Below are 20,182 nucleotides of genomic sequence, written 5' to 3'. Positions count from 1 at the left end.
CGGTTCGGACCTGGGCGACCTAATGAAAATGGTTATTTATAGCGTCGCGATCTCTCCGGGATCGCCTCGAACTCCGGTAGAAACGATCGGCTGAGAAGGGCGTTACGCGCTCACCAGGGTGTCGGAACGTTGCTACCAAGCGCGCATTACTTTATCCACGCCGCATTTTGCGTAAATCCCAGCGAAACGGGCACCTTCCGTTCAAGGTTGTTTAGTGCCCCGGGCTTCCCCGGGACAGCGAACCGGCAGGGTATACGAGAGGGCGCGCGGGATGAGTGCGGTTGCCGGAGAGATGGCGCAGCGGAGCACAGCCCCGGCCGGGCCCGCCCGGCTGACGGATCTGGTGTCGCCGCTCGGCGGCCTGATGACAAACGTGATCCAACTGCCGGTCGAGCCCTCGAACCCGCCGCTCCAGGTCTTCAACGCCGACCTCGGCGACGTCTCGACGGTGATCTCCAGCGCCTGCGGCTCGGACTGCCTGGGCTCGCTCGACGGCACCGGAACCGGGGTCGACCCGGGGCACGCGACGATCGTCGGGATCGCCGAGGCGCTGGAACGGTACGCGAACACCCTGTACGACGAGCGCCAGTTGCGCTGGGCGTCCGCGGACGAGCTCGGCGACGAGGCGCTCGACCTGGACACCCTGCCGCGCTGCTCGGCGACCGAGCTCGCGGACCCGGACTGCCCGCTCGTCGACCCCGACAAGTCGGCGCGGATGCGCTGGGTACGGGGCATGAACCTGCGTACCGGCAGGCTGTCCTGGGTGCCCGCCGTGCTGGTGTACATGCACATGCCCGCGCACGGTGCGGAGAGCATCACCAACTCGATCTCGACGGGGGCGTCGGCCTACCCGGACCCGGTCCGGGCGATCACCGGAGCCCTGTGCGAGGTGATCGAGCGGGACGCGATCAGCCTGGTCTGGCTGCAGCAACTCGCCCTGCCACGGATCGAGCTCGACACGGTCGGCCCCGAGCTGCAGCGCTACCTCGACCTGTGTGCCGACCGCGATGTGACGATCCAGCTTTTCGACGCGACCACCGACCTCGGCATCCCCACCGTGTACGGCGTCTCGGTCGCGCCGAACCACCCGACCTGCCGTACCGTCGTCTCCTGCGCCACGAGCCTCGACCCGCAGGTCGCGGCCGCGAAGGCGATCTGCGAGACGGTGTCGGTACGGATCGCCCTGCACGGCGAACAGCCACCCGGCGACGACGTGCGCGACTTCTCCGGAGTGTCCGACGGCGCCCTCTACATGTGCGCCCCGGAGCGGGCGGCCGCCTTCGACTTCCTGCTCGACAGCCCCGCGCGTCGCCGGCTCTCCGACATGCCGACCCTGAGCACCGGTGACTCCGCCGCCGACCTGCGCCTGGTCCTCGGCCGCCTGGACGCCTGCGGCCTGGACTCGTACCTGGTCGACCTGACCCCGGACGAGGCGCTGCGGGTCGGGATGACCGTGGTCCGCGCCGTCATCCCCGGGCTGCTGCCGCTCTCGTTCAAGTACCGCGCGCGCTTCCTCGGCCATCCCCGGCTCTACCAGGCGCCGGGCCGGATGGGGTACCCGACCCGGCCGGAGTCGCAGTTGACCGACTGGCCGCAGCCGTTCGCCTGATGTCACCAGGAGCCAGCATGTATCACCTGATCGTCACCCCCGTCGGCCCGTTCGGCTACGCGGTCGCCGAACGCCTGCGCGATCTGTGCGACGACGTCGAGATCGCCGGCGCCGACGCCACCAGCACGCTGGCCCGCCCCCGCGTCCCCGATCTGTCGCGACCACCGGCACCCCGGCTGAACCTGCTCGTGACCTGGCGGCGGATGCCCGAGCTGGAGCTCGAGTTCGACGAGGAGTCGTTCCGGTCCGGCCGGCCCTGGCTACCCGTGGTCCTGGACCATCCGATGCTGGAGATCGGCCCCGCGGTAGTCCCCGGCGCCGGCGCGTGCCACGGCTGCTACCGCCGCCGGATCGCGCAGCACGACAACGCCAGGGTGATCCGGGCCGCCATCGACGACTACTACGAGGCGCATCCCGAGGCCGGTCCGGACGGCTTCCTGCCGTCGACGGCGTTGCTGGCCGCGGCCACCGCGGCCGAGGTGGTCGGCCGGCTCCGGGCCGATCCCGCCGAGGAGGCCGGCCGGGTGCGCCAGATCGAGGTGCCGGTCCAGCAGCTGCGGACCGGGCGGGTGGTCGGTGTGCATGGCTGCCCACGGTGCGGGCTGGGCCGGGACGAGACGACGCGGTCGTACGCACGGCTGCCCGAGATGCTGCAGGGGGTGCTGGGATGATCCAGGTCGAGGAAGCCACCCGGAACGACGGACGACTGACCGCGACGAACATGGCGTACGCGGTCGCCGTCGACCCGCAGTTCACCGTGCCGGTCCGGCCCTGCCTGGCACCGGGCCTGGTGCAGGTCCCGCTGGTCGACGGCATGGCGTTCGTCGGCACCGGGAACCGGCAGACGGTGCTGCGCGGCCGGGCCGCGGTCCGGCTGATCCCCCGGCTGCTCCCGGCGCTCGACGGCACCCGTACGGTCGCGCAACTGACCGAGGTGCTCCCCGACGTGCGCGAGAGCGACCTCAGCGCGTGCGTCTCCCTGCTGTACGTGAGCGGACTCCTGCAGGACGGCCCGGCGGGCACGGTCCTGGAGGTGATCCCGCCCGAGGTCGCCGGCTATCTCGGCCGCAACCTGGACACCACCCGGGTCAACCGCAACCGCGACGAGGCGTGCGAGCGCCTCGCCCGCACCCGGGTCCTGATCGCCGGCCCCGAGCCCCTCGCCACCCTGCTGCGCACCGAGCTGACCGGAGCGGGCGTCGACGCGCACTCCTGGAACGGTCCGGCCGGCGCCGCCGGGGAGGGCGACTTCCTGGTCGCCGTCGACGACGGGGACCCCGCGGCGATGGCCCGGGTGGACGAGGCGTGCCGCCGCGCCGGGATCGGCTGGCTGCGCACCGCGGCCGGCGAGCGGACGGCCGAGATCGGGCCGCTCTTCGACGCCCGGTACACCGGCTGCTACGACTGCTTCGCGAAGGCCCGGTCCGCGCCGGCCGGGGTGCCGTCACCAGCCCGGACCGCGACCTGGGCGGCGCTGGCCGCCACCGAGGTCGTGCACCTGCTGTCCCGGGTCGGCCAGGTGCCGTCGATGTCCGCCTGCACGTCCTTCGACCTGGAGGAGTGGACACAGTCGGTGTCCGGCGCCTACCGGCGGCCAGGTTGCCCGACGTGCCTGCCCACCGGTGCGCCGTCGGCCGTGGACGGTCCGGCCCTGGCCCACCGGTACGAGCAGTCGGTGGCGTTCCCGCCGCGCGAATGGCTCAACCCCAAGGAGCACCAGGCGCACTACCGGCCGGCGAACCACGCCCTGCAGAAGTACAACAAGGAGTACAGCGCCGCCCCGCGGATCCCGCTCGGCGACGGGACCCTCCCGCACCTGTCCGGGCTGCTGCTGCGCACCGCCGGACTGCGCGACCTCGGCGACGAGGCTTTCCCGGGCCAGGTGAGCCGGTGGGCGCCGACCGGCGGGAACCTCGGCTCGGTGCAGGCGTACCTGCTCGCGCTCGACGTGCCCGGTCTGGACCCGGCCTGGTACTTCTACCAGCGCGGTGATCACAGCCTGGCGCGGATCCGTCCCGCGTCGGCGGGGATCAGCCCGGTCGTCGGGGATCCCCGGCCCGCGGCCCTGCTGGTGCTCACCGGCGGGCTCCAGGTCGTCGCGGCCAAATACCACGACTTCGCCTACCGGATCCTCTGCCTGGACGCCGGGGTCGCCCTCGCCCAACTGTCCGCGCTCGCCGACGAGTACGGCCTGACGGCCACCTTCGCCGACCGCTGGGACGACACGGCGATCAACGCCGCCCTGCGCCTGGACCCGGACGCCGAACCGGTGACCGCGGTGGTCGCACTGAGCCCGAGGAACGAACGATGACCACGACGACCGAGACACCCGTCGGTGACGACCGGCTCCGCCTGCTCGAGAACCTGATGGCCGACACCCGGCTGGACGCCGAGACGGCCCGCCGGCCGCTGTCGCCGGTCCCCGCGCACCTGCTGCCCGCGCCTGACGAGGGCCCGCTGACCGCACTGCCCGCGCCGGCGTCCCCGCGCGTGGAGCTGGACGACGCGCTGTTCGCCCGCACCTCGGTCCGCGAGTACGCGACCACGCCACTGACCGGCGCGGAGCTGTCCGCCCTGCTCGCCGCCGCGGACCGGATGGACGCGCGCGGGTGGCCGGGGGAACGGGCCGCCGGCCTGGACCTGGAGTTCTACCTCGCGGCCTGGCGGGTCACCGGGGTCGACACCGGACTGTACCGATACCTGCCCGGCGAGTCCGCCCTGCGCCGGGTGGCGGACATCCCGGACGGCCCCGAGGCCGAGGAACTCGTCATGCAGCGGGAGTTCGCCCGGTCCGCGGCCGTCCTCGTGATCACCGGGAACCTGGCCGGCGCGCTCACCCGGCACGGCAGCCACGGCCACCGGCTGCTGCTGACCCGCGCCGGCGCGGCCGGGCACGCCGCGTGGCTGACCGCGGTACGCCTGCGGCTCGTCGGCACCGTCTTCGCCGGTCTGCTGCCGCACGTGCTGCGGGAACGCGCGGGTGCCGACGGCTATCACCGGGCCGCGCTGTTCGCGTTCGCCGCCGGGCACCCGGCGCCGGAGTCGACGGCGTAGCACCGGTCCACAGGCTGGGGTCCGCGCTCGCTCCCGAGTTCCCGGACCCCGGCCGGACGGCCCATCGACCGTCCGGTGTCTGCATGTTTCGACACATCGAAGGAGCTGAGTCGCATGCAAAGTGAACTGAGCGGACCAGAGGTGCACGAGGAGCTCGACCTCTGGCTCGAGGATGACCTGACCGCCGAGCAGCTGCCGACCGTCATCAGCGCGTCGCTGCTGGGGACCGGTGGCTGCGGTGGTTGCGGTGGCGGTTGTGCCGGCTGTCGTGGCTGCCGTGGTTGTGTCGGTTGTCGTGGTTGCCGTGGTTGTGTCGGCTGCCGTGGCTGCGTCGGTTGTCGTGGTTGCCGTGGTTGTGTCGGCTGCCGTGGCTGCGCCGGCTGCAAGTGACGGTCATCGCGGATTGATCACGTCAGGGGGGCGTGCCGTCCGGCACGCTCCCCGGCCGGCACGCCAGATGGGAACACGATGTCCACCGAAACCGCTGTCGCCGTGCCCGACTGGCTGGACCAACCCCTCGGGTTGGCGCCCCAGGTCACCCTGGTCGCCGGGGCCGACGGGAACCCCCTGCTGTTCGACGCCGCGACCGGCATCTACGTCCGGTTGAGCCAGACCGGCGCGCGGGTCGTCCCGCTGCTGGACGGCAGCCGCACCGGGACCGCGCTGCTGGAGGCGGCGCGCCGGTCGCGCGGGCCGGAGGGGGTCTGCGACCGCTCCTCGATCCTGCTCTCGTTCCTCACCGACCTGCGGGCGGCCGGGGTCCTGTCCGTGCCGCCCGAACCGAGGCACGGCCGCGACCTGGCGATCGACCGGCTCTTCAAACTCGCCCCCAAGCTCCGTGTTCCGGCGGGCCGGCTGAACCGGCTGCTGCGGCCACCGTCGATGGTGCTCGCCCGATTCCCCCGGACCGCGACGGCCCTGGCGATCATGATCTCCGTCGCCGCTACGGTCGCTGTCGTGCTGGCGGTGACGCTGCCAGGACCGGAGATCTTCACCAGCCCGCCCTGGGTCGTGCTCGTCGTGGTGCTGTTCGTGCAGGCCACCCTGCACGAGATCGCTCACGCGTCGGTGTGCCAGGCGCTGGGCGTGCCGGTCCGGGAAGCCGGTGTGAAACTCTTCTTCCTGCTCATCCCGATGACCTATGTGGACCGGACCGATGCCTACCGGGTCCGGTCCCGGTTCGGCCGTGGCGCTGTCGCGCTCGCCGGTCCGGTGGTCGACCTGGCCGCCACTGGAGTGTGCAGCCTGCTGATCGTCGCGGACCCGATGCGGTACGGCGAACTGCGATGGCTGCTCGGGATGCAGCTGTTCGTCATCGTCACCAACCTCAACCCGCTGCTGCCGGTCAGCGACGGGCACCATGCGATGGAGGCCGCCCTTGGCGAGCTGAACCTGCGCGACCGTGCCTTCCGCTACCTGGGACACGTTCTGTTCCGGGTCCGGCTGCCCGCCGCCCAGCGCTCGGTCTCGGCCGCCCGCCGCCGGCTCTACCTGATCTACGGCCTGGTCAGCGCGACCTTCCTGATCATGTTGCTCAGCATGATCTCCATGAACTACTACCGCCTGATCGTCGACTTCCTGGACTGACGGTCATGCGGTGGGAACCGACGGACATCACCGGTCGCGCCGCTCGCGCTCGCCACCGGGCACCCGGCGTCGAAGCCGACGGTGTTGCACCGGTCCACGGACTGGGGTCCGCGCTCGCTCCCGAGCTCCCGGGCCCCGGCCGGACGGCCCGACGACCGCCCGGCGTTTGCATGGTCACGACACATCGAAGGAGCTGAGTCGCATGCAAAGTGAAGTGCGGGAGCCCGAGGCGCTCGAGGAGCTCGACCTCTGGCTCGAGGATGATCTGACCGCTGAGCAGCTGCCGACCGTCGTCAGTTCGTCGCTGCTGCTCACCGGTGGCGGGTGTGGTCACTGCCACAGCTGCCACGGCTGCCACGGCTGCCATCACTCGCACAGCTGTCACCACTGCCACGCCAGCCACAGCTGCCGGTGACGGTTCTTGCAGGTTGATCCCGTCCGTGAGGACGGGACGACCGGTGTTCGCGCGGATACGACACATCGGGGGAGGAGCTGAGTCGTATGCAGAGTGAACCGAACAGGCCGGAGGAGTTCGAGGAGCTCGACCTCTGGCTGGAGGAGGATCTGACGGCCGAGCAGCTGCCGACCGTCGTCAGCGCGTCGCTGCTGGGAACCGGCGGTTGCGGCGGAGGCTGCGGTGGTTGTCACGGTTGCGGCTGCCGCGGTTGCGGCTGCCGTGGTTGTGGCGGCTGCGGAGGCTGCGGTGGCGGTTGTCACGGCTGCGGCGGTGGCTGCCACGGTTGTGGTGGTGGTTGCGGTGGCTGTGGCGGAGGATGCCACGGCTGCAAGTGACGGTCACCTTCAGGTTGATCACGCCGGAGCGGTGAGTTGCTCATCGCCCGGGCTCCCACGGCACCGCAAGGCCGGCGGCGCGGCTCACGTCGCGCCGCCGGTCGTGGTCACGCGGCGTAGGTCTCGAACTCGGCGACCTTCGGCGTACCGGAGGCGGAGCTGATCCTGAATGTGATCTTGGTGGTGGAGGTGGCCGCGAACGTGATCGTGCCGGCCCCGGTGCCCGACTTCAGGACCGCGCCGGTGGCACCGTTGAGAATCTGGTAGGACCCGATGACCCCGCTGGTGACCTCGCGGAGGTTGACGCGCGAGACCGTCGTGGCCGAGCCCCACTTGATCGAGATGTCCCCGGTGGTGCCGCTCGGGGACCAGTACGTGCTCAGATCGCCGTCGCGGACGTTGCCGTAGCTGGTTCCACTGGCCTTGCTGGAGCCGTCCGCGCCCGCGCCGGAGGCCAGGCTGAGGTTGGTGCCGCTCGGCGACGAGGTCGGCGAGCTGGTCGGGCTGCTGGTCGGGCTGCTCGTGGGGCTGCTGGTCGGGCTGCTCGTCGCCGTCGGGGACGTGGTGGAGCAGGTGCCGGTGGAGGTCTTCAGGCCGGTGCCCGAGCCGGCGGTGGCGCGCACGATCGCCGGGACGCAGGAGGCGCTGTCCAGGGCGTACGAATAGGGGATGCTGACGGTGGTGTTGGAGACCGGGTTCGGGCCCGCCGGGTTGTTCTCGTCGCCCGCGGCCGACCAGGTCACGTTGTCGAAGGTGTTGCCGGAGACCTGCCAGTACCCGGGCAGGTCGGTGTAGAACGTACCGAGGACGTCCTTGGAGTTCTGGAAGTAGTTGTTGTCCACCTTGGCCTTGCCGCCGGCGCGGGCGTTGATGCCGGACTCGTTGAGGCTGTAGTAGAAGTTGTTGTAGATGTGCGCGGTCGCGCCACGCAGCAGCGGGGTGCGGGAGTCGATGTTCTCGTACCAGTTGTGGTGGAAGGTGACCGGGCCGTTGGCGAGGTCGCTGTCGCTGGAGCCGATCAGGCCGCCGCGACCGGAGTTGCGCAGGATGCTGTAGGAGAGCGTGACGTACTGCGTGTTGTCCTTCATGTCGAACAGGCCGTCGTAGCCCTCCGACTCGCCACCGGAGGCCAGCAGGGTCGCGTGGTCGACCCAGACGTTGTGGACGTCGGTCTCCATGCCGATCGCGTCGCCGCCGTTCGAGGTCGGCGAGCCGGACTTCTTCACGTTCCGGACCGTCACGTTCTGAATGATGATGTTGCTGGCGTTCCGGAGGTGGATGCCCAGCTGGTCGAAGACGGCGCCGCTGCCCACGCCGACGATCGTGACGTTGCTGACGTCCTTGAGCTCGATCTTGTCGGCGGCCGTGTTGCAGCTGTCGCCGGAGACCTTCGTCGTGTTGCCGTGGTTGATCGTGCCCTGCACCTCGATCGTGATCGGGGTGCTGCTGCTGGCGCGGCTGCAGAGCGCCTGGTGGATCTGGGTGCCGGTGCTGGCCTGGACCGTGGTGCCGCCGGAACCGCCGGTGGTGCCACCGTTGACACTCGCGTAACCGGTGGCGCTTCCGGTCGCGGCCGCCGAGGCCTGGGGGAGGGGCAGTGCGATGGCGATGACACCAGCGGTGACGGCGGTGCCCGCCGCCGCGATGAACCGTGCTCTTCTCATGATCGGCGCTCCTCGGGGATGGGGTGCAGGAAAGCGCTTTCCCTCACGTCTTTCCGCGAGCATAGGAGGGCGTCGATTAACGCACAAGAAACTCCGGCGTTTGCATTTTGTTGCAGTGTGAGGGGGTGAGCGGATATTTCAAGGTCGTCCCGGAGGCGTCGGTGCCGTCGCCTGCGGCGAGCGCGGACAAGTTCGACGGCGAGGTCTGGCAGGCGGAGATCCTCACCCGGCAGCGGCCGGACGGGCTGCGTGGTCACCGGTTCGCGTACGCGCCGGGTGGCCGGTCCCACTGGCATGTGCACACCGGGGAGCAGGCGCTGATCGTGGTCTCCGGCCGGGGGTTGATCCAGTGGGAGGGGTTGGCGGAGCCGATGGCACTGAAGGCCGGCGACTGGGTGCACGTCGAGCCGGGAGTTCCACATTGGCACGGGGCGACCGACGACAGCGTCTTCGTCCACCTCGCGGTGACCGCCACCGGCGGCACCGAGTGGGGCGAGCCGGCTCGCCCCTGATCGGCCGGGTCAGGGTGTGTGACGTGAGGTGACCTGGTCAGGTGCAGTTCGGGACGTACCGGAGATCTCCCGGTTTCTGGCGTTCGTCGGCCATGCCGGTCAGCCAGGCGTCGGCCAGTTCGCCGAGGGGGACGCCGAGGACCTCGCCCAGGCACACCACGGTGCCGAACGCGGGTGCCGGGAGCCGGCCCCCCTCGATCTTGCGCAGGGTCTCCGGGGAGATGCCGGCCGCCAGTGCCACCTCGACGAGGCCGCGAGTGCCGCGAGCCGCCCGGAGCGCGACGCCGAGGCGCTGGCCCGCGGCGATCTGTTCGGCGGTGAGTGGTGGGCGAACCATGTCAGCAGGATAGCCCGGGAAGGCGGGTGGTATAAATATACCGCCTGGAGAGGGAAGGAACCGCCGTGATCGAGATGAAGTCCTCGGAGGAGATCGAGCGAATGGCCGTGACCGGCCAATTCGTCGGCGAGCTGCTCGCGGAACTGCGCGACAACGCCGAGGTCGGTGTCAACCTGATGGACCTCGAGCACCACGCGCGCCGCCGGATCAAGGAGCGCGGCGCCGAGTCCTGCTACTGGGACTACGCTCCCTCGTTCGGCCGGGGTCCGTTCCGTAACGTGCTGTGCCTGTCGGTCAACGACGCCGTCCTGCACGGACTCCCGCGGGACTACGTGTTGCGCGACGGTGACCTGGTCAGCGTCGACATGGCGGTCGCCATCGACGGTTGGGTCGCCGACTCCGCGGTCTCGGTCGTCGTCGGGACGCCCGACCCGGCCGACCTGAAGCTGATCGAGGCCACCGAGGTCGCGCTCGAGGCCGGCATCGCGGCGGCCTGCCCCGGCGGCAAGCTCGGCGACATCTCGGCCGCGATCGGCGAGGTCGCACATCGTTACGGGTACGGCGTCAACGTCGAGTTCGGTGGGCACGGTCTCGGCCGCACCATGCACGAGGCGCCGCACGTGCCGAACAACGGGCGCCCTCGGCGTGGCATGAAGCTCGAGCCCGGTCTGACGATCGCCATCGAGCCCTGGTTCTGCGCCAGCACCGACAAGATCAAGTTCGATGAGGACGGCTGGACGATCCGGTCGGCCGACGGATCCCGGACGGCGCACTCCGAGCACACCGTCGCGATCACCGCGGCCGGCCCGCGGGTTCTCACCCGTCGCCCCGCCGGCGCCGACCGTCCCACGATCCGCGACGAGAAGTCGGCCGTAACGCCCTGACCGCCGCGCCCCGGCCGGCTTTCACCGTCGCATCGACGCCGCTGATACCACCGGCGTGTCCAGCCGGTGCTCGTGCGGGCGCGGTGCAGCGAACCTCCACGAGTGCGGAGACTACTGCCGATCGCGGGGGAGTGTGGCCAGCCAGGCACGGACTGCGCGCGGGGAGCGCAGCAGCAGCACCGGTGGCAGCGCCGGGTCGGCCGGCCAGGCCCGCATGCGGCGGCGCTTGCGAGGGTACGAGCGGAACTGCTGGACCACGATCGAGTCGCGAGTGAACAGGTCACGCAGGGATTCGGTGTTGCCGTTGCAGGTCGGCGTGCGCCGGATCGCCTGGATCACCGAGCGCCTGAGCAGGCGTGCCAGGCACAGCCAGTGCGGGAGGTCCAGGGCGACGACCAGGTCGGCGCGGCCCATCGGTACGTCGATCCAGGACAGGTAGGCGCTGTCGAGAACCCAGGCGTCACCGGCACAGATCGCGGTGATCCGGTCACGCTGGACGGCCGGCGGCACCTCGATCCACCCGGGCTCCCAGGTCAGGTCGTCCACCGCGTGCCAGGGCAGGCCCGTGCGCTCGCTGATGCGGCGAGCGAGGGTGGTCTTGCCCGCCCCGGTCACCCCGTAGACGACGATCCGTCTCGCCGTTGTCAGCGGGTCACCTCCGGTCTCCGCGTCCGGCACGGGGCTTGGCCCGCGAGGGCTGGCCACGGGGCCCGATCGGTCGTACCGGAGAAGAATCAAGCGGAACCACCCGCGGCCGCAAGCGTTCCGCCGGGGTTTCGTCTCATTCGAGGGCCTCGGCCCGGCGGTATCGTCCCGGGGGAGTGCCGAAGCGGCGCTTGAACGCCGCGGCGAAGGCGAACTCGGACGTGTAGCCGACCTCCCCGGCGATCGTGCCCAGCGGTGCGTCCGAAGCCTTCAGCAGGCGAGCCGCCGTGGTCATCCGCCACCAGGCCAGGTACGTCAGCGGCGGCTGCCCGAGGAGGTCGGTGAAGCGGCGGGCGAACGGTGTACGCGACATGCCGGCCTCGGCGGCCAGTGCCGCGACGGTCCACTGCCGGCCCGGAGCGCGATGCATCGCCTGCAGGGCGGCGGTGATCGGTGGATCGTTGAGCGCGGCGGCCCACCCGGTGCCCGTTCCGGCGACCGGGGCCTGGTCGAGCCAGGCGCGCAGGATGTGCAGCAGCAGCGTGTCGAGCAGCGCCGGAACGATCGCGTCGGTGCCGTGCCGGGGGTTCTCCAGTTCGCCGGCGAGCAGGTCCACGGTGGCTCGCAGCGATGGGTGCCGGCCCAGGTGCGCGGGCAGGTGGATCAGCTCGGGCAGCCCGGTGAGCAGCGGATGCGTGCGCCCGGCGGCGAGCTCGTAGCCACCGCACAGCACGACCGTGGCCGGCTCGTCCACGGCCCGGTTCGCGAAGCGCTCCACCGAGCGGGGATCGCAGGCGGGCCCGGCCGGCACGGTCGCCGGGCTGTCCGCGAGAGTGTGGCCGCGTCCGTGCGGCCGGAACACGACGTCTCCGGCGGACAGCCCGATCGGCTCGCCGTCCGCCCTGGTCAACCAGCACGGCCCGGCGAGGATCACCTGGAATCCGGCGGCGCCGGGGACGGCGGCGAACTCCTGCGCCCACGGTGCCGCCCACTCGACCCGGGCCGAGCGCGGCTCGCCGGTCCGCATCACCGCGATCACGTCGCTGAGCACGTCCATCCCTCGAGTCTAGGGACGATCGCGTATAAAACCAGGTCAGCGACGCATGGTTCGTCCCGCGCAAGGCGCATACCGTCATCTCCATGCGAGCCATGCGAATTCACCGTCACGGCGGGGCCGACGTGATCCAGGACGACGACATCCCGCGGCCCGCGCCGGGCCCGGACGAGGTGCTGATCAAGGTTGCCGCCACCTCGTTCAACCCCTCCGACCTGGGGGTACGGCGTGGGCTGCTCCCCGTCGAGCTGCCGTGCACCCTCGGCTGCGACGTCTCGGGAACCGTCGTCGCGACCGGCGACCGGGTGATCGGCCGGGTCCCGGACGCCTCCGCCGAATACGTGGTCGCGCCGGCAGCCGACCTGGTCCCCGCCCCGGCCACGATCCCGCTCGTGAACGCGGCCGCCATCCCGGTCGCCGGCCTGACCGCCTGGCAGGCCGTCTTCGAGCACGCTGAGATCAGGCCCGGCCAGCGTGTGCTGATCAACGGTGCGGGCGGTGGGGTCGGTGGGTTCGCCGTGCAGCTGGCCAGGTACGCCGGTGCTTACGTGATCGCGACCGCCTCGCCGCGCAGCGCCGGGACGGTCCGGGAGCAGGGGGCCGACGAGATCGTCGACTACACGACCACGCCGCTGCCGGCCGGTGTGGACGTCGTGCTCAACCTCGCCCATCTCGAGCCGCCGCGGGTGGCGGAGATCAGCTCGCTGGCCCCGGTCCTGGTCTCCGTCACGGTCCCGGTCGGTAGGCACTTCGTCGCCCGCAACGACCCCGGCCAGCTGGCCGAACTGGTCGCCCTGATCGACGCCGGCGTCGTGCGGGTGGATGTCGCCGGGTGCCGCCCGCTGACCGAGCTGGCCGCCGTACACCGTGACGCCGAGGCGAACCGGCTACGCGGCAAGACCGTTCTGACCCCGTGATCCGGTCCGCGTCCGGGTCTCGCATCGGCCCGTGGACGTACGACCACGGGACACAGCCGCCCGCCGCGATTGTCGCCTGTGGACCGATGCGGGGGAGAAGGCCGGGCGGCAGTCTTGGGGCATGATCGAAATCAATGAGCTGACCCGTCGACGCCTGCTCGCAGCCGCGCTCGCCGCCGGAGTCGCCGTACCGCTCGGCGCCGCCGGCCGGGGGAGTCCGGCCCGGGCCGCGTCCGGTCCGGCCCGGCTCACGCTGCCCCCACCCACCGGCCCGCACCCGGTCGGCACCGTGTCCCTGCACCTGATCGACGAGTCCCGCCCGGATCCGGTCGCCGGCCCGGGACACCACCGCGAACTGATGGCCGGCGTCTGGTATCCCGCCACCCGGGACGCCCGGCGTCATCAGGTGGCGCCGTGGATGGCCGCCGCCCCGCTGCGCGCACTGCTCGGGTCCGCCGGGTTCGATCCCGACGCCGTGGCGGCGCCCCTGACAGCCGGTCACGAGGGCGCCGCGGTGCTCCGGGCCCCCGGTCGCCTGCCCGTGATCGTGTACTCCCACGGCGCGGGAGGCTACCGCTCCGAAACCACCATCGTGGTCCAGGAACTCGCCAGCCACGGCTACGTCGTGGTCACGGTGGACCACACCGACGACGCGTTCGTCGAATTCCCCGACGGCCGGCTCGCCGTCCCCGCCGACGCGCCGTTCACACCCTGGGATTCCGCGTACGACATCCGGTTCGTCCTCGACCGCATCGAGGACCTCGCCGCCGGCCGCAACCCTGACGCCGAGCGTCGCCGGCTGCCCGCCGGCCTCGGTGCCGCCCTCGACCCGCACCGGATCGGCATGTTCGGCTGGTCGAAGGGCGCTACCTCGACCGCGCTCGTCATGAACCAGGACCGGCGTGTCCGGGCCGGGCTCGGCTTCGACGGCCCGATGCAGTCGCGACCGGCGGCCACCGACCTCGACCGGCCGTTCATGCTGATGACCGCGGACTTCACCCGGGCCGCCGAGCCGAGCGTCGCCCAGTTCTGGGATCACCTGCGGGGATGGCGGCTCGATGTGCACGCCGACGGCGCGGTCCACGGGGCGTACTGCGACCTCCAGTGGCTGATGCCGCAACTGGCGAGCATCGTCGGGATGAGCGACGAGGACCTCGCGGGCTGGATCGGCACCCTCGATCCGGTCCGGGCGGTGCGGATCCAGCAGACCTATCCGCTCGCCTTCTTCGACCTGCATCTCCGCCACCGGCGGCAGCGTCTGCTCGAGGGCCCGAATCCGGCCTTCCCGGAGGTGCGGTTCATCCCCTGACCGCCCAGGCTTACTCCTGGTCGGGCCAGGCGACGACGCTGCGGGCCGCGGCGTCGCGGATCACCTGCCCGTCCATCTCGGCGCGGGCCTCGGCGATGCCGAAGGCCGGCCACTCGCAGACGAACGTGACCGGTCCGGGCGGAGGCAGCGGCCACACCCAGTACCGCATCTCGTACCGCCGTCCGCCGCCGCCCCCACTGTCGTGGGTCAGGATCGGCCCCGCGGGTTCGTCCAGCGGATCGAAGAGCGCGTACTCGTTGAGGTTGGTCGCCACGCCGCCGTCCGCGAACTGGACACCGATCCGGAGGAACTCCGGGGCGGGCGGCTCATTGGGCGACTCCCGGTGGAACCCGAGGTGGAAGTACCTGCCATCGCGATCCTCCTGCCGGAGGACCGCGACAAGATTCACATCGAAGCCGTTCGTGTACGCGGTGATGCCGCGCAACCCGATCACCGCCCGATCCGAGCCGGCCAGCAGCAACTCCGCCGCGACCACCCCACCGACCTCGGTCTCCGGCTTGATCCACTTCGGCCGTGGCCGCTCGGGCGGCGCGGGTCTGGCGGGCGGCGGCGGAACCCGATCGAAGAAGCTCACCCCAAGCACCCTGCCACCATCCGCGGTCCACCGCACCACCCGCACCGGCTCGCAGGTCTCCTGCGCCGGTGCTCAGTTCAGCCGCTTGTCGCCTACGGGAACAGGCGGTTGAGCTGCAGGTCGATCAGTTCGACGGCCCGCGCCGGCTCGCACTGACCGAGCAGGACGGGCGGCTGCAGGCCCTGTGCGCCCGCGACCAGGAACGCCGCCTCGGCTTCCGGGTTCATCGCATCCGAGGTGTGTCCCAGGTCCTGACCGTGCCGGAGCAGGGACGCGACGAGTTCCTCGAGGGCGGGTGGGCTGTCCCGCACCGAAGCGGCCAGTCCGGGGTCGGTGAGGAACCGGACGAAGTAGGCCGCGTGCACGACCTGCGCCTCGCGTCGCGCGTCGTCCAGGGGGAGGAGTTCGAGCAGGACCGCCCGCACCAACGCGCGCGGTGACGGATCCGCACCGAGTTCGTCCATCCGCTCGGCGGCGCGGCGTTCCGCGTCCGCGTTGAGGATCTCCAGGGCGCCGAGAAGCAGGTGCTCACGCGCTCCGAAGTAGTACTGCAGCTGTCTCGGTGGGACGCCCGCCTCGGTCGCGACCTGTCGCAGCGTCACGGACTCCAGGCCACCTCGCGCGGCCAGTCGCCAGACGGCCCGGGCGATCCGGTGCCGGCGTTCCTGGTGATCGACCTGTCGTGGCAAGGCGGCTCTCTTGTCGGCATGGGGAAGTGGTGCGATCGTACCAAACCTTGTTATGGTTCGATCGAACCAAAAAATCGGAGGTAGCGATGAAACACGTCGTGATGCTGGTCCTACTGGTCGTGGGCGTGCAGGGCGGCATCCGCCTGCTCCTCGACCATGACAACGCCGGCATCCTCGGCTGGGTCCCGGGCGGCTTCCCGGCCCACCTGGCCTGCTATGTCGTAATGGCTGTCGTCGGTGGCGCCCTCGCTGCCCGCGGTGGCGCGGACACCCGCACGGCCGGTGACCGCGACCGTTGATCCGCGGGATACCCGACCGGCCGGATCCGAGGCCCGGCGGGACGCGGAGCAGAGGCCGTCGATGAGGGCAGCCGGCCCGGGAGCGGTCAGCGGGCCACCCAGCAGTAGAGGCGGTTCTCCGTGCCCGCCGCGACCCGTGCCAGCTCAGCGATCCCCGACATGAGGACCACCGCGGTCTCCACATCGATCTCCGTGCCATCCGCCACCACCGCTGGAACCCACACCTCGGCAACCTCACGCAACCGGACGGGCGACGCCTTGATCAGATCGACGACGAGCTCGTCCGGCAGGGCGAACACCGCGCTGCCGTCGTTGACGAAGTCCGCCACCATGTGCGGGTCGTCCTGCCCGGACACCAAGGGACCGGCGCGCCCGGCCAACAGGTTCCGCCAAGCGATCACCGCGTCATCGGCACAGAAGTAGATGTCACTGGCGTCCACAACCGCATACCTCTCGGCGGCGCCCCTGTTTCGGACGGCAGCCGCGGCCGCGTCACTGGGAGCGGCAAAGAACTCGATGTACCTACTCACCCGCGCATCCTTCCGCACCGGGTCGTGTCCACGCGACCTCCACCAAGGCACCTCAGCCCCTTCGGCCGAGTCCCGGGAACGGTGTCGTTCTTCCGCCGATACCGGCGCCGTGACCTGGTCGGACTTTCGCTGGGAAAACGGCTTCACCGAGCCGAGCCCGGTGGAACATCGGACCGCGCCGATCACCTTTTGGCCGTGCCGGGTACGAGGCCGTCTTCGCCGACGCGTGTGAGCGGGTGGCCGAGTTCCCCTATGACGAGCTCGCGCATCACGGGCGGCGGTTCCGCCGGCCCTGGCAGTGGAGCTGGCGGCTGCCGGGCAGATGATGCCCGGTCGGAGCGGGTTGACGCACAATGTGGCGATGGGCCAGCGCATCGCGACGACCGTCTCACCGGCCGGCGCCACGATCGCGTACGCGACGGCCGGGTCCGGGCCACTACTCGTCTACGTTTCCGGCTGGCTCAGTCATCTCGATCTGAGCTGGGCGCTCCCCGCCGAGCGGGCGTTCTACGAGACGCTCGCCGACGGCCGCCGGCTGATCCGGTACGACAAACCGGGCTGTGGGCTCTCCGGACGCGCGACGCCGGAGCCGTACACGATGGACCGTGAGCTCGACGCGCTGCGGGCGGTGCTCGCCACGACCGGTGCCGGCCGTTTCGATCTGATGGGCGTCTCCAGCGGTGCCGCGGTCGCGGCGGCCTGGGCCGGTCGCCACCCGGAGACGGTGTCGCGGCTGGTGCTCTACGGCGGCTGGCCGCATGGCCCGGCCGTCGCCGCGCCGGAGATCCAGCGCCATGTGCTGGGGCTGGTGCGGCAGCACTGGGGGCTCGCCTCCGACCTGCTCGCCGACCTCTTCGCGCCGGACGCGGACGCCGGGACGCGGGCGGCGTTCACCCGCTACCAGCGGGAGTCGGCGAGCGCGGAGACCGCCTGCGCGATGCTGCTGATGGCGTACGGGACAGACGTTCTTGATCTTCTCGGCCGGATCGCCGCGCCGACGCTGGTGGTGCATCGGGAGCGGGACCGCGCCGCGCCGATCGCGCAGGGGCGGCGGCTGGCGGACGGCATCCCGCGGGCGCGGTTCGTGGCGATCCCGGGACGATCGCATCTGCCGTACGTCGGAGAGGTCGAACCGCTGGTCCGGGAGATCCGGCGGTTTCTCGGCCTCCCCGTCCGGCGGCGCGGCGTGGCACCGGCGCTGACCGCGCGTCAGCACGAGGTGGCGGCGCTGGTCGCGCGGGGATGCACGAACCGGGAGATCGGCGAACGTCTCGGCATCGCGGAACGTTCCGCGGAGGCCCACGTCGAGCGGATCCGGTTGCGGCTGGACTTCCGCTCACGGGCGCAGATCGCCGCCTGGTACGTGGCGGCCGGCGGCGCGAACTGAGCGCCCGTCCACCCGGCCGGCGGCGTGAACTGAGGTATTTTCCCGCCTGTCCCACGGTCGCGGCGTGGCGACGATGAGGGGATGAAAGTCTTCGGCTACGCCGTGATCGCGTACGCGGCATTCCTGTCCAGCACCGTCTGGGCGATCGTCTTCCTGACCGGCCCGATCGACGGCCCCGCGACCCGGCCGGCCTGGGCCGCCCTGCCGATCGACGCGGCACTCCTGCTCGCGTTCGCGGTGCAGCATTCGGTGATGGCTCGTGCCGGATTCAAACGCCGACTGACCCGGCTGATTCCGCAACCGGCGGAACGCGGCACGTTCGTACTGGCCGCGAGCCTGTTGATGGTCGCGCTGTTCGCCTGGTGGCAGCCGGTGCCGCGAGTGATCTGGCAGACGGGATCCTGGCTGTGGGTCGTTTACGCGGCCGGCTGGGCGCTCGCGATCGGGTCGACCTTCATGGTCGACCACGCGGATCTGGTGGGTTTGAAACAGGCGTACCGGCACCTGCGTGGGCAGGAATACCGGCCGCCGGAATTCAAGGAACGCTGGCTCTACCGGTGGTGCCGCCATCCGATGATGCTCGGCCTGGTGGTCGCGTTCTGGGCGACACCACGGATGACGGCCGGCCACCTGTTCTTCGCGGTTGCGGGAACCGCGTACATCATGGTCGGGATCGAATTCGAGGAGCGGGATCTCCGATCCCGTTTCGGGACCGATTATCCGGCGTACGAGAAGCGAGTCCCGTCGCTCGTGCCGTGGCGAAGCCGCCGCTGAGGCCCGCGCGGGTTCAGGCGGCGGCGCCGAACCAGCGCGGCAGGTGCGTGACCAGTTCCTCCTGATCGTCCCCGGCCCAGGCCACGTGCCCGTCCGGACGCAGCAGGACGGCGGGCACGTCCAACTCCTCGCTGACGTCGACCACGTGATCGACCCGGTCGGCCCAGCCCTCCGCCGACAGCCGGCCGGTCTGATCGAGCAACAGGCCACGGCCGGCGCGCATCAACTCGTAGAGGCGCCCGCGCTTCAACCGCACGTCCCGCAGCCGCCGCCCCAGCAGCTCATGCCCTTCCCCGAAGTCGTAGTGCACCCCGAGCGCCGTGATCTTCTCGATCAGATACCGGTTCACCTCCTCGAACTCCATCAGCTCCGCCAGCAGCCGGCGCACCGCCTGCGGCCCCGCCTCCAGCGACATCACCACCGCCTGCGCCCGGGTGTTGTCCAGCACCCCGGCGGCGACCGGATGCCGCTCGGCCTGATAGCTGTCGAGCAGACCGTCCGGCGCCCACCCGGCCACCTCGGCGGCGAGCTTCCAGCCCAGGTTGTACGCGTCCTGCAGCCCCAGGTTGAGCCCCTGACCACCCAGCGGCGGATGGACGTGTGCCGCGTCCCCGGCCAGCAGGACCCGGCCGGACCGGTAGCTCTCGGCCAGCCGGGTGGCGTCCCCGAAGCGGGACAGCCAGCGCGGCGAGTGCGCGCCGAAGTCGGTGCCGGCCGTGGCCCGCAGCTGCCGCCGGAACTCCTCCAGGGTCGGCTGCACGGAACGGTCCTCATTCACCCCCGCCGCCGGGACGACGACGCGGTACGTCCCGTCCCCGAGCGGCCCGGCGCCGAACCGGAGCTGCGTCCTGCGGACCTCGGCCATCACGGCGGCCACCTCCTCGGCCGGTGCGGTCAGCTCCATCACCCCCAGCAGCGTCTCGATCCTGCTGGGCTCGCCGGGGAAGGCGACGCCGAGCAGCTTGCGCACCGTGCTGCGGCCACCGTCGCAGCCGACGAGGTAGCGCGCCGTCAGCCGCGTCCCGCCGGTGAGTTCCACGGTGACGCCGTCCGGGTCCTGGCTCAGCCCGGCCACCTCGCTGCCGCGCCTGATCTCGGCGCCGAGTTCGGTGGCGCGCTCACTGAGCAGCCGGTCGGTGATCGGCTGCGGGATGCCGAGAACGTAGCCGTGCGCGCTGTCCAACCGCTCCGGCCACGGCTTGGTGATGCCGGCGAAGTAGCCGCCGATCTGGAACTTCTTCCCGTGTGCGAGGAACCGCTCCAGCAGGCCGCGCTGGTCCATCAGCTCGATGCTGCGCGCGTGCAGGCCGAGCGAACGGACGATCTTCGTCGGCTCGGCGTCCCGCTCCAGGACCACCACCCGTACCCCGTGCAGCCGCAGCTCGCAGGCGAGCAGCAAACCGGTCGGCCCGCCCCCGGCAATGATCACGTCGAACATGAACCCCCCAACTCGTTCGTAGGTTCGTGCTCCGGCCGACGATTCTGCGACGCGGAGGGGGCCTTGCCGCAAGACCCCCTCCCCGCGATACGTTGGTAGTGGCGGG

General features: G+C 71.3%; 21 protein-coding genes. 13 read left to right on the top strand and 8 right to left on the bottom strand.

What is annotated here, in order from left to right; translation table 11 throughout:
* Positions 1-271: 271 nt before the first annotated feature.
* The 6 genes from CHC09_RS25795 (at position 272) to CHC09_RS25765 (ending at position 6,665) form a co-directional block, all read left to right on the top strand.
* Entirely contained in the window at positions 272-1,609 is a 1,338-nt protein-coding gene (locus tag CHC09_RS25795; protein WP_089295762.1) for a YcaO-like family protein, read from the top strand.
* A 17-nt stretch (positions 1,610-1,626) separates the two neighbouring features.
* Positions 1,627-2,280: a TOMM precursor leader peptide-binding protein gene (locus CHC09_RS25790; protein WP_179277284.1), complete on the top strand. Its 654-nt coding sequence runs from the start codon at positions 1,627-1,629 to the stop codon at positions 2,278-2,280.
* Positions 2,277-3,920: a nitroreductase family protein gene (locus CHC09_RS25785; protein ID WP_089295760.1), complete on the top strand. Its 1,644-nt coding sequence runs from the start codon at positions 2,277-2,279 to the stop codon at positions 3,918-3,920. The genes CHC09_RS25790 and CHC09_RS25785 overlap by 4 nt, the downstream gene beginning before the upstream one ends.
* Positions 3,917-4,663, top strand: coding sequence for a nitroreductase family protein (locus CHC09_RS25780; protein WP_089295759.1), 747 nt, complete (start codon positions 3,917-3,919; stop codon positions 4,661-4,663). Before CHC09_RS25785 ends, CHC09_RS25780 begins: the two co-directional genes overlap by 4 nt.
* A 468-nt stretch (positions 4,664-5,131) precedes the next feature.
* Entirely contained in the window at positions 5,132-6,250 is a 1,119-nt protein-coding gene (locus CHC09_RS25770; RefSeq protein ID WP_089295758.1) for a hypothetical protein, read from the top strand.
* Between the two features lie 202 nt (positions 6,251-6,452).
* Positions 6,453-6,665: a hypothetical protein gene (locus CHC09_RS25765; protein WP_143232541.1), complete on the top strand. Its 213-nt coding sequence runs from the start codon at positions 6,453-6,455 to the stop codon at positions 6,663-6,665.
* 484 nt (positions 6,666-7,149) lie between these two features.
* On the opposite strand, the gene CHC09_RS25755 is transcribed toward CHC09_RS25765, so the two are convergent.
* On the bottom strand, positions 7,150-8,706 hold the full coding sequence (locus CHC09_RS25755) for a pectate lyase family protein (protein WP_089295756.1): 1,557 nt from the start codon (positions 8,704-8,706) through the stop codon (positions 7,150-7,152).
* A gap of 125 nt (positions 8,707-8,831) precedes the next feature.
* On the opposite strand from CHC09_RS25755, the gene CHC09_RS25750 reads away from it, so the two are divergent.
* Positions 8,832-9,218, top strand: coding sequence for a cupin domain-containing protein (locus CHC09_RS25750; RefSeq protein WP_179277283.1), 387 nt, complete (start codon positions 8,832-8,834; stop codon positions 9,216-9,218).
* Between the two features lie 37 nt (positions 9,219-9,255).
* Here CHC09_RS25750 and CHC09_RS25745 read toward each other — a convergent pair whose 3' ends face one another.
* Positions 9,256-9,555: a helix-turn-helix domain-containing protein gene (locus tag CHC09_RS25745; protein ID WP_089295754.1), complete on the bottom strand. Its 300-nt coding sequence runs from the start codon at positions 9,553-9,555 to the stop codon at positions 9,256-9,258.
* A gap of 65 nt (positions 9,556-9,620) precedes the next feature.
* On the opposite strand from CHC09_RS25745, the gene map reads away from it, so the two are divergent.
* Positions 9,621-10,439, top strand: a complete 819-nt coding sequence (gene map, locus CHC09_RS25740; protein WP_089295753.1) for a type I methionyl aminopeptidase — start codon at positions 9,621-9,623, stop codon at positions 10,437-10,439.
* A 111-nt stretch (positions 10,440-10,550) separates the two neighbouring features.
* On the opposite strand, the gene CHC09_RS25735 is transcribed toward map, so the two are convergent.
* Together CHC09_RS25735 and CHC09_RS25730 are read right to left on the bottom strand one after the other, a co-directional pair.
* On the bottom strand, positions 10,551-11,117 hold the full coding sequence (locus CHC09_RS25735) for a P-loop NTPase family protein (RefSeq protein WP_239138498.1): 567 nt from the start codon (positions 11,115-11,117) through the stop codon (positions 10,551-10,553).
* A gap of 103 nt (positions 11,118-11,220) precedes the next feature.
* Positions 11,221-12,141, bottom strand: coding sequence for an AraC family transcriptional regulator (locus CHC09_RS25730; protein ID WP_089295752.1), 921 nt, complete (start codon positions 12,139-12,141; stop codon positions 11,221-11,223).
* Between the two features lie 92 nt (positions 12,142-12,233).
* On the opposite strand from CHC09_RS25730, the gene CHC09_RS25725 reads away from it, so the two are divergent.
* Positions 12,234-13,055, top strand: a complete 822-nt coding sequence (locus CHC09_RS25725) for an NADP-dependent oxidoreductase (RefSeq protein ID WP_307833941.1) — start codon at positions 12,234-12,236, stop codon at positions 13,053-13,055.
* 121 nt (positions 13,056-13,176) lie between these two features.
* Positions 13,177-14,364 carry an alpha/beta hydrolase family protein gene (locus CHC09_RS25720; protein WP_089295750.1) on the top strand — a complete coding sequence of 396 codons (1,188 nt, stop codon included), beginning with the start codon at positions 13,177-13,179 and terminating at the stop codon, positions 14,362-14,364.
* 10 nt (positions 14,365-14,374) lie between these two features.
* On the opposite strand, the gene CHC09_RS25715 is transcribed toward CHC09_RS25720, so the two are convergent.
* Together CHC09_RS25715 and CHC09_RS25710 are read right to left on the bottom strand one after the other, a co-directional pair.
* The gene (locus tag CHC09_RS25715; RefSeq protein ID WP_089295749.1) at positions 14,375-14,959 is read right to left on the bottom strand and encodes a hypothetical protein; all 585 of its coding nucleotides are present in this window, start codon (positions 14,957-14,959) and stop codon (positions 14,375-14,377) included.
* Between the two features lie 92 nt (positions 14,960-15,051).
* On the bottom strand, positions 15,052-15,648 hold the full coding sequence (locus CHC09_RS25710; protein WP_089295748.1) for a TetR/AcrR family transcriptional regulator: 597 nt from the start codon (positions 15,646-15,648) through the stop codon (positions 15,052-15,054).
* Between the two features lie 86 nt (positions 15,649-15,734).
* Here CHC09_RS25710 and CHC09_RS25705 point away from each other — a divergent pair, with 86 nt between their 5' ends.
* Positions 15,735-15,947, top strand: coding sequence for a hypothetical protein (locus CHC09_RS25705; RefSeq protein ID WP_089295747.1), 213 nt, complete (start codon positions 15,735-15,737; stop codon positions 15,945-15,947).
* An 86-nt stretch (positions 15,948-16,033) separates the two neighbouring features.
* On the opposite strand, the gene CHC09_RS25700 is transcribed toward CHC09_RS25705, so the two are convergent.
* Positions 16,034-16,477: a hypothetical protein gene (locus CHC09_RS25700; RefSeq protein ID WP_143232539.1), complete on the bottom strand. Its 444-nt coding sequence runs from the start codon at positions 16,475-16,477 to the stop codon at positions 16,034-16,036.
* A gap of 361 nt (positions 16,478-16,838) precedes the next feature.
* On the opposite strand from CHC09_RS25700, the gene CHC09_RS25695 reads away from it, so the two are divergent.
* Positions 16,839-17,864 carry an alpha/beta fold hydrolase gene (locus tag CHC09_RS25695; protein WP_089295745.1) on the top strand — a complete coding sequence of 342 codons (1,026 nt, stop codon included), beginning with the start codon at positions 16,839-16,841 and terminating at the stop codon, positions 17,862-17,864.
* 81 nt (positions 17,865-17,945) lie between these two features.
* Complete coding sequence (locus tag CHC09_RS25690) at positions 17,946-18,638, top strand: methyltransferase family protein (protein WP_089295744.1); 693 nt, start codon at positions 17,946-17,948, stop codon at positions 18,636-18,638.
* 13 nt (positions 18,639-18,651) lie between these two features.
* Here CHC09_RS25690 and rox read toward each other — a convergent pair whose 3' ends face one another.
* The gene (gene rox / locus CHC09_RS25685; RefSeq protein WP_089295743.1) at positions 18,652-20,076 is read right to left on the bottom strand and encodes a rifampin monooxygenase; all 1,425 of its coding nucleotides are present in this window, start codon (positions 20,074-20,076) and stop codon (positions 18,652-18,654) included.
* Positions 20,077-20,182: the final 106 nt, after the last annotated feature.

The organism is Actinoplanes regularis (assembly GCF_900188005.1).
Taxonomy (GTDB): Bacteria; Actinomycetota; Actinomycetes; order Mycobacteriales; family Micromonosporaceae; genus Actinoplanes; species Actinoplanes regularis.
The sequence above is the reverse complement of the archived record's forward strand: the minus strand, read 5'-3'. Positions and strand labels throughout refer to the sequence as shown.

Excerpts from the sequence above, each read along its gene's own strand:
- CHC09_RS25755 (WP_089295756.1), bottom strand. The coding sequence starts at position 8,706 with ATGAGAAGAGCACGGTTCATCGCGGCGGCGGGCACCGCCGTCACCGCT.
- CHC09_RS25785 (WP_089295760.1), top strand. The coding sequence starts at position 2,277 with ATGATCCAGGTCGAGGAAGCCACCCGGAACGACGGACGACTGACCGCG.
- CHC09_RS25770 (WP_089295758.1), top strand. The coding sequence starts at position 5,132 with ATGTCCACCGAAACCGCTGTCGCCGTGCCCGACTGGCTGGACCAACCC.
- CHC09_RS25780 (WP_089295759.1), top strand. The coding sequence starts at position 3,917 with ATGACCACGACGACCGAGACACCCGTCGGTGACGACCGGCTCCGCCTG.
- CHC09_RS25730 (WP_089295752.1), bottom strand. The coding sequence starts at position 12,141 with ATGGACGTGCTCAGCGACGTGATCGCGGTGATGCGGACCGGCGAGCCG.
- CHC09_RS25720 (WP_089295750.1), top strand. The coding sequence starts at position 13,177 with ATGATCGAAATCAATGAGCTGACCCGTCGACGCCTGCTCGCAGCCGCG.
- CHC09_RS25725 (WP_307833941.1), top strand. The coding sequence starts at position 12,234 with ATGCGAATTCACCGTCACGGCGGGGCCGACGTGATCCAGGACGACGAC.
- CHC09_RS25790 (WP_179277284.1), top strand. The coding sequence starts at position 1,627 with ATGTATCACCTGATCGTCACCCCCGTCGGCCCGTTCGGCTACGCGGTC.
- CHC09_RS25795 (WP_089295762.1), top strand. The coding sequence starts at position 272 with ATGAGTGCGGTTGCCGGAGAGATGGCGCAGCGGAGCACAGCCCCGGCC.
- CHC09_RS25690 (WP_089295744.1), top strand. The coding sequence starts at position 17,946 with ATGAAAGTCTTCGGCTACGCCGTGATCGCGTACGCGGCATTCCTGTCC.
- CHC09_RS25695 (WP_089295745.1), top strand. The coding sequence starts at position 16,839 with ATGGGCCAGCGCATCGCGACGACCGTCTCACCGGCCGGCGCCACGATC.
- CHC09_RS25765 (WP_143232541.1), top strand. The coding sequence starts at position 6,453 with ATGCAAAGTGAAGTGCGGGAGCCCGAGGCGCTCGAGGAGCTCGACCTC.
- CHC09_RS25705 (WP_089295747.1), top strand. The coding sequence starts at position 15,735 with ATGAAACACGTCGTGATGCTGGTCCTACTGGTCGTGGGCGTGCAGGGC.
- CHC09_RS25745 (WP_089295754.1), bottom strand. The coding sequence starts at position 9,555 with ATGGTTCGCCCACCACTCACCGCCGAACAGATCGCCGCGGGCCAGCGC.
- rox (WP_089295743.1), bottom strand. The coding sequence starts at position 20,076 with ATGTTCGACGTGATCATTGCCGGGGGCGGGCCGACCGGTTTGCTGCTC.